This window comes from Mycolicibacterium septicum DSM 44393 (genome assembly GCF_000455325.1).
Taxonomy (GTDB): Bacteria; Actinomycetota; Actinomycetes; order Mycobacteriales; family Mycobacteriaceae; genus Mycobacterium; species Mycobacterium septicum.
The window spans coordinates 737,244-744,350 of the sequence record NZ_HG322951.1 but is presented as its reverse complement, the minus strand read 5'-3'; the positions used below and the strand labels follow the sequence as shown (position 1 = coordinate 744,350).

At 69.2% G+C, this 7,107-nt stretch carries 4 protein-coding genes and 1 pseudogene; 2 read left to right on the top strand and 3 right to left on the bottom strand.

Translation table 11 applies throughout. The features are described 5' to 3' along the window. A partial coding sequence (locus tag TX88_RS03540) for a glycoside hydrolase family 3 N-terminal domain-containing protein (RefSeq protein ID WP_044514703.1) occupies positions 1–633 on the bottom strand: 633 nt, incomplete at its 3' end. 103 nt (positions 634–736) lie between these two features. On the opposite strand from TX88_RS03540, the gene TX88_RS33075 reads away from it, so the two are divergent. Both TX88_RS33075 and TX88_RS03535 read left to right on the top strand, forming a co-directional pair. Then, positions 737–910, top strand: a complete 174-nt coding sequence (locus tag TX88_RS33075) for a DUF2613 domain-containing protein (RefSeq protein ID WP_003891682.1) — start codon at positions 737–739, stop codon at positions 908–910. A 7-nt stretch (positions 911–917) separates the two neighbouring features. Next, complete coding sequence (locus TX88_RS03535; protein WP_244438335.1) at positions 918–5,192, top strand: alpha-(1->3)-arabinofuranosyltransferase; 4,275 nt, start codon at positions 918–920, stop codon at positions 5,190–5,192. A 277-nt stretch (positions 5,193–5,469) separates the two neighbouring features. Here the strand turns inward: TX88_RS03535 and TX88_RS03530 are convergent, their stop codons facing one another. Next, positions 5,470–6,411 (bottom strand): R2-like ligand-binding oxidase, encoded by a 942-nt coding sequence (locus tag TX88_RS03530; RefSeq protein ID WP_044514702.1) that lies wholly within the window; start codon positions 6,409–6,411, stop codon positions 5,470–5,472. A 4-nt stretch (positions 6,412–6,415) separates the two neighbouring features. Next, positions 6,416–7,091, bottom strand: a pseudogene (locus TX88_RS03525) (TetR/AcrR family transcriptional regulator); the annotation flags it as partial. Positions 7,092–7,107 lie beyond the last annotated feature (16 nt).

Below are 7,107 nucleotides of genomic sequence, written 5' to 3'. Positions count from 1 at the left end.
GCCGGCATCCCGCAGCCCGCGGGCGTAGGCACCGGCGTATTCGGTGACCTTGGCCGGGTCATCGCCGAAGGACCGGTCACCGATGACGGTGTCGTCGGCATCCGAGGTGACGTCGACGACGGGCGCGAAGTCGACGGTGATCCCGAGATCGCGCATCTTCTTCCCGCGGTCGAGCGCGATGCCGTACACCTCGTCGACAGACTTGGTCTGAGCCAGTACCCGTGCCGACGGCTGCTCGCCGATCAACGAGGCCAGCCGCGACACCCGGCCGCCTTCCTCGTCGACGGTGACCGCGAGCGGCAACGGGCCTGCGGCGGAGATATCGGGCAGGGAGCCGTCGGTGAGCATCGACAGGTCGGTCCAGCTGCCGATCATGATGCCGCCGACGTGCTGCTCGGACACCACGGAACGGGCGTCCGCCGCATCTTTGATGCCGACGGTCAGCAGCTGCGCCAGCTTGTCGCGGGGCGACAGACTGGCCAGATCACACACCGGCGCTGCCGGCATCGGCGCGTGGGTGGACATCGGCTTCGTGTCCGAGGATTGGGATTCTGGTGCCTGGGTGCTCGGAGAGCAGGCCAGCAACAGACCGGACAACGCTGCGAAAGTTGCGACGAGACGCGGTGAAGCCATGGGCCCCGACCTTAGCCGCTGAGCAAGCGGTAATCGATTCTCCGCGTGTCGACCCAGGTCCGCCTCCCAGGGATCCGGGGTGTCGCCATGCTAGGTTGGCCGGGTGAATCGGTTCGTCGTACCCTCCGCGGCCAGCATTGTCGTCGGCCTGCTGTTGGGGGCGGCTGCCGTCTTCGGTGTGACGCTAATGGTGCAGCAGGACACGAAGCCTCCGCTGCAAGCGGGCGACCCTGCGTCATCGGTGCTCAACAGGGTCGAGTACGGCGACCGGTCCTAGCTTGGATGTGCCGCTGACGCGGCGGGCAGCTGACTCGCCACTGTCGCGGCGCTGGTTGTGGGTGGTCGCCGCGGCGACACTGCTCCTGACTTTCGCCCAGTCGCCCGGAGAGATATCACCCGATACCAAGCTCGACCTCACCGCGAATCCGCTGCGGTTCCTGGCGCGCGCGTTCAATCTGTGGAACAGCGATCTGCCGTTCGGGCAGGCGCAGAACCAGGCCTACGGCTACCTCTTTCCGCACGGCACCTTCTTCCTGGCCGGTGATCTGCTCGGAGTTCCGGGCTGGGTGACCCAGCGACTGTGGTGGGCCCTGCTGCTGACCGTCGGCTTCTGGGGCGTCATCAGGGTCGCCGAGGCACTGGGCATCGGCAGTTCCAGTTCCCGCGTGCTCGGTGCGCTCGCCTTCACGCTGTCACCGCGGGTGCTGACCACGCTGGGCGCGATCTCGTCGGAGACGCTGCCCGTGATGCTGGCGCCGTGGGTGCTGCTGCCGGTCATCCTGGCGTTCCGCGGGGACCGGAACCTGCGACTCATGGCCGCCCGGTCCGCGGGCGCGGTGGCGCTCATGGGTGCGGTGAACGCGGTCGCCACCCTGACCGGGTGTCTGGCCGCGATCATCTGGTGGGCCTGCCACCGGCCGAACCGGCTGTGGTGGCGCTTCACCGCCTGGTGGGCGCTGTGCGGGGCGCTTGCCGTCACCTGGTGGGTGGTGGCGCTGCTGCTGCTTGGCCGGATCAGCCCACCGTTCCTGGACTTCATCGAATCCTCGGGCGTCACCACGCAGTGGATGTCGCTGACCGAGATGCTGCGCGGTACCCACACCTGGACCCCGTTCGTGGCGTCCACCGCCACTGCGGCTGCCTCGCTCGTGACGAGCACCGTCGCGGTGCTGGCCACCACGCTGGTGGCAGCCGCCGGACTGGCCGGGCTCGCGTTGCGCTCGATGCCCGCGCGGGGCCGGCTGATCACCATGTTGCTGATCGGCGTGGTGCTGCTGGGCCTCGGCTACTCCGGGGGGCTGGGTTCCCCGGTCGGGGCGGCTGTTCAGGACTTCCTGGACGGGACCGGCACACCGCTGCGCAACCTGGCCAAGCTCGATCCGGTGCTGCGCCTGCCGCTGGCGCTGGGCCTGGCTCATCTGCTGGGGCGTATTCCGCTGCCCGGCAGCGCACCTCGCATCGTGTGGGTGCGAGCCTTCTCCCGGCCCGAACGCGACAAGCGGATCGCGGTGGCGATCGTGGTGCTCGCGGCCCTGGCCGCCGGGACCTCGATCGCCTGGACGGGCCGCATCGCGCCTGCCGGAACGTTCACCGCGATTCCGCAGTACTGGCACGACACCGCGGACTGGCTGGATGCGCACAACACCGAGCGGGGCCGGGTGCTGGTCGCCCCCGGCGCCCCGTTCGCCACCCAGACCTGGGGCAACAGCCACGACGAGCCGTTGCAGGTGCTCGGATCCAGTCCGTGGGGTGTGCGCGATTCGATCCCGCTGACGCCGCCGGAGACGATCCGCGCCCTCGATTCGGTCCAGCGGCTGTTCGCTGCAGGCCGCCCCTCCGCGGGACTGGCCGACACCCTTGCCCGGCAAGGCATTTCCTACGTGGTGGTGCGCAACGACCTGGATCCCGACGTATCCCGTTCGGCCCGGCCGGTATTGGTGCACCGCTCTTTGGAGGGCTCCCGCGGGTTCACCAAAGTCGCCGAGTTCGGCGACTCGACCGGGCCGGGAACGCTGGAAGGCTTCGTCGCCGACAGCGGACTGCGGCCGCGGTATCCCGCCGTCGAGATCTACCGCGTCGACACCGGCGGAACCAATCCGGCCGCGCCCTATCTCGTCGACGCCGATGCGATGACCAGGGTGGCCGGCGCGCCCGAGGCCCTGCTGCGCCTCGACGAGCGCCGCCGCCTGGCCGGCCGGCCGCCACTGGGACCGATGCTGCTGACCGCCGACGCCGAACGAGCCGGGCTGCCCGTACAACCGGACGGAGCCGCCGGGGTGATCGTCACCGACACCCCGACCGCCCGCGAGATCGACTACGGCCGCGTCGACGACCATGCCTCCGCGATCCGCGCGCCCGACGATGCCCGCCACACCCACAATCGGGTCCCGGATTATCCGGCCGACGGCGCCGCACCGGTGTACGGCAAGTGGAACGGCGGACGGGTATCGGTGTCGAGTTCGGCGGCGGACTCCACCGCACTGCCCAACGTGGCACCGGCCACCGGGCCGGCCGCCGCGGTCGACAGCGACGGTTCGACGTCGTGGGTGTCCAACGCCCTGCAGGCCGCCGTCGGCCAGTGGCTTCAGGTCGATTTCGATCACCCGGTCACCAACGCCACGCTGACCATCACCCCCAGCGCGACCGCCGTCGGCGCTCAGGTGCGCCGCATCGAGGTGGCCACCGCCACCGGTACCAGCAGCCTGCGTTTCGACACCGCGGGCCAACAGTTGACCGTGCCGCTGCCGGTCGGTGAGACGCCGTGGGTCCGGGTCACCGCGGTCGCCACCGACGACGGTTCCGCCGGTGTGCAGTTCGGCATCACCGATCTGTCGGTGACCCAGTACGACGCGTCGGGCTTCGCTCACCCCATCAACCTGCGGCACACCGTCGAGGTCCCCGCCCCACCAGCGGATTCTGTTGTCGCACAATGGGATCTCGGAACCGAACTCCTGGGCCGGGCCGGATGTGCGGACAGTCCGGCCGGGGTCCGGTGCGCGGCTGCGCTGGCGCTGGCCTCCGAGGAGCCCGTCAACCTGAGCCGCACGCTGGCGGTGCCCACCCCCACCGACGTCGAGCCGACGGTGTGGATCCGGTCGCGCCAGGGACCCAAGCTGGCCGATCTGGTCGCCCAACCCGGGACCACCCGCGCCTCCGGTGACGCCGACCCGATCGACGTCCTCGGTTCGGCTTACGCCGCCACCGACGGCGACCCCCGGACATCCTGGACCGCACCGCAGCGCGTTGTTCAGTTCAAGGCGCCGCCCACGCTGACGCTGAAATTGCCCGCACCGACCGAAGTCGGGGCGCTGCGCATCGATCCCGGCGCCAGCCAACCGCCCGCACACCCGACACTGGTGGCGATCGACCTGGGCGACGGTCCGCAGACAACCAGGCTGGCCGGCAACGGCGAACCCCAGACAGCGAAGCTCAAACCACGGGTGACGGACACCATCACCGTGTCGCTGTTGGGGTGGAACGACATCATCGACCGCACCTCACTGGGCTTCGATCAGCTCAAGCCGCCCGGGCTGGCCGAACTGACCGTCCTGGACGTGCACGGCAAGCCCATCGCCGCGGCCGACTCCGCCGCCAATCGCAAACGGACAGTGTCCCTTCCGTGCGGAGAGGGCCCGATCATCGGCGTGGCCGGGCAGTTCGTCCGGACCTCGGTGCGCACCACCGTGGGAGCCCTGCTCGACGGCGAACCGATTGCGGCCCACCCCTGCCGGACCGGGCCGATCGCCCTGCCCGCCGGGCAGCAGGAACTCCTGGTCAGCCCCGGGTCGGCGTTCGTCGTCGACGGCGTCGTTCTCAACACCCCGTCTGGCGCCGGACTACACACGGCCACAACCACTCCCGTCGAAACCCCGGTGTGGTCACCGGATCGGCGCGAGGCGCAGATGCCGGCCGGCGCCAACGCCCGGGTCCTGGTGGTGCCCGAGAGCGTGAACCCGGGCTGGATCGCACGCGATGCCGAAGGTGCGGCGTTGACTCCGGTGAAGATCAACGGCTGGCAGCAGGGCTGGGTGGTCCCGGCCGGCCCAGGCGGTCCGGTGACGCTGTCCTTCCCCTCGAACCGGCCCTACCGCATCGGGCTGATCGCCGGGCTCGCGCTGCTGCCGGTACTGGCCCTGCTCGCACTGTGGCCGGCCCGGCGCCGCAATCCGGATCTCGAACCGGTGCGGCCGTGGCAGCCGGCCCCGATGCTCGCCGGCGCGGCGATACTCGCGGTCGGGACGGCCATCTCCGGCCTGCCCGGACTACTGGTGGCCGGTGGCGCGCTCGGAATGCGCTACGTGCTGCGCGATCGCGACCGCTGGCGCGACAACCTGACCGTGGTGGTGGCCGCGGGCGGGCTCATCCTGGCCGGCGCCACGCTGAGTCAGTACCCCTGGCGCTCGGTCGACGGCTACGTCGGGCACTCGCCGTGGGTGCAGCTGCTCGCACTGCTGTCGGTCACCTTCGTCGCGGCCTCCACGGTCACCTTCCAGCGAACTCCTGAGCAGACGTCGGACCCCGTCCCGGAGCCGGCGCCGGCACCGGCCGACCACGGCTGAACTGGGGTTGTGCCGAATCATTCGGCGGAGCTGTTGACAACGTGGGTATCCAGTACTTACGGTACCGGCACGCGTTGCGCAGTCCCGGAAATCGCTTTGCTGTGCGGGGGATGGCAGGTTGCCGACCTGGATTGGGTACGACTGGGTGCAGTAACTACGCAGTCAGTTGACAGCCTGGCCAACAGGCTTAGCTGTGTTCGCGCGGCCGCGCACTATCCAGTGCGCGCGGCTGCGGTGTCGGCGACGGAGGGGTTCGCCGACACCGCACGCTCGGGGCCTACGCGGTGGCCGCCAGTGCCCGTGCATCCTCGTCGGCGAACGTGTCCTCCAACGTCAGCGGTGAATAGTCGAGGTCGATCTCCTCGAGCCGGCGGCCCCTGGCACTGCTGATGGTGCCGAATCGGCGCATGCCCTTGTCTGCGGAGTACTGCATGAACTCGTCCTGCTGCAGGCCGAACGGGATGTCCGGCGCGTAGAGGGCGAAACCCTCCTCGGTGAGTCGCAGCGCCAGCGGGATGAGTTCGTTCATCCGGTCCTCGAAGACCGCCCAGTTGGCATCGTCCGCGGCAACGTGACGCCGACACGTGAAGGTGCCCCACGCCATGTGGCGACGCTCGTCGTCCCCGATCCGTTGGACCAGCTCCTGCATCCCGGGCAGGATCCCTCGGTCGACGCAAATCTTGTGCCAGGCATAGTATCCCGTGAGCGCCAGCATTCCCTCGACGATGTGGTTGTAGGTCACGGACGCCCGGACCTGGGCTGCGGGAGACGGGTCTGTGTACAAGGCATCGAGCGACTCCGGCAGCTCCTCGTAGAACACCTGCCGGTAGGCCGGGAGCTCGTCGAAGTAGTTGTGCAGATCGTCGGTGATCCCGACGGCGTCGAGCCACATGCGGAACACCTGCGTGTGTTTGGCTTCCTCGAAGGCGAACTGCGTCAGATACATCTCGTCGCCCAGGCGCCCCTCGGACCGCATCGCACTCATGAACGGCTGGATGTCCTTGGTGACGGCCTCCTCACCCGCGATGAACTCCGCGCACAGCCGGGTGGCATATTCGCGCTCCCGGTCCGTCAACGCCTCCCAGTCCGCCCGGTCGCGGGAGAAGTCGATATCGGCCGGATTCCAGAACTTCGCATTCCCCCCGGCGAACAACCGCAACGGCACACTGTCCCAATTGAGACCGCCCTTGGCGAGCGAACCGAACTTTGTGTGTGACATGGGAATTGACCTCCTCAGGTCTGGTGGGCTGCTTCGGTGGCCGGTGAGAACGCGGCCGCCAACACTGCGACGAGCCTGCGCACGGCAAGTGTCGGCTGCTCGGGGCTGGGCTCGTCCAGGCCCAGGATCGGGTCCATCCCACGCACATACGGCGCGAGGGCCAGATGCGGAAAGATCATCAGCAGCAGCGACAGCAACGCGCCGGCGTCGGCGTCCGCCCGCAGATCGCCCCGGGCCTGCGCCTCCTGCACGAGGGGTCGCAGCACCTCCAGATAGTGGCGGTGGATGACGGTCCGCACGCTGACCCGGGCGTCGGTGTCCACCTCGAAGCTCGCCGCGGCGTGCAACGACCGGTCCTGGGGGTGGTCGGCGAAGTAGGCCACCCAGTCGTCGAGCAGATCGGTGAGGAAATCGAAGAACGGCCGGGTCGGATCGAGGGTGCGGATCCGATCCTCCATGTACACCCGCACGCGCTGGCTGCCGATGTCCGCGATGAAGGCGTACAGGTCGCGCTTGTCCGCGAAGTACTGGAACAGACTGCCTTTCGCCACGCCCGCGCGCCGGGCTATGACGTTGAGGCTCCCACGCGAGTACCCGTGCGCTCCGAACTCCGCCTCCGCGGCTTCCACCACAGCGGCTCGTCGAGCGGGATCCAAACGTGCCCAGGTGACCGTCGGCATCTGACTCTCCAGCCTG

Bases quoted from the DNA above. Each gene is read 5' to 3' on its own strand.
- TX88_RS03530 (WP_044514702.1), bottom strand. From the start codon at position 6,411: ATGTCACACACAAAGTTCGGTTCGCTCGCCAAGGGCGGTCTCAATTGG.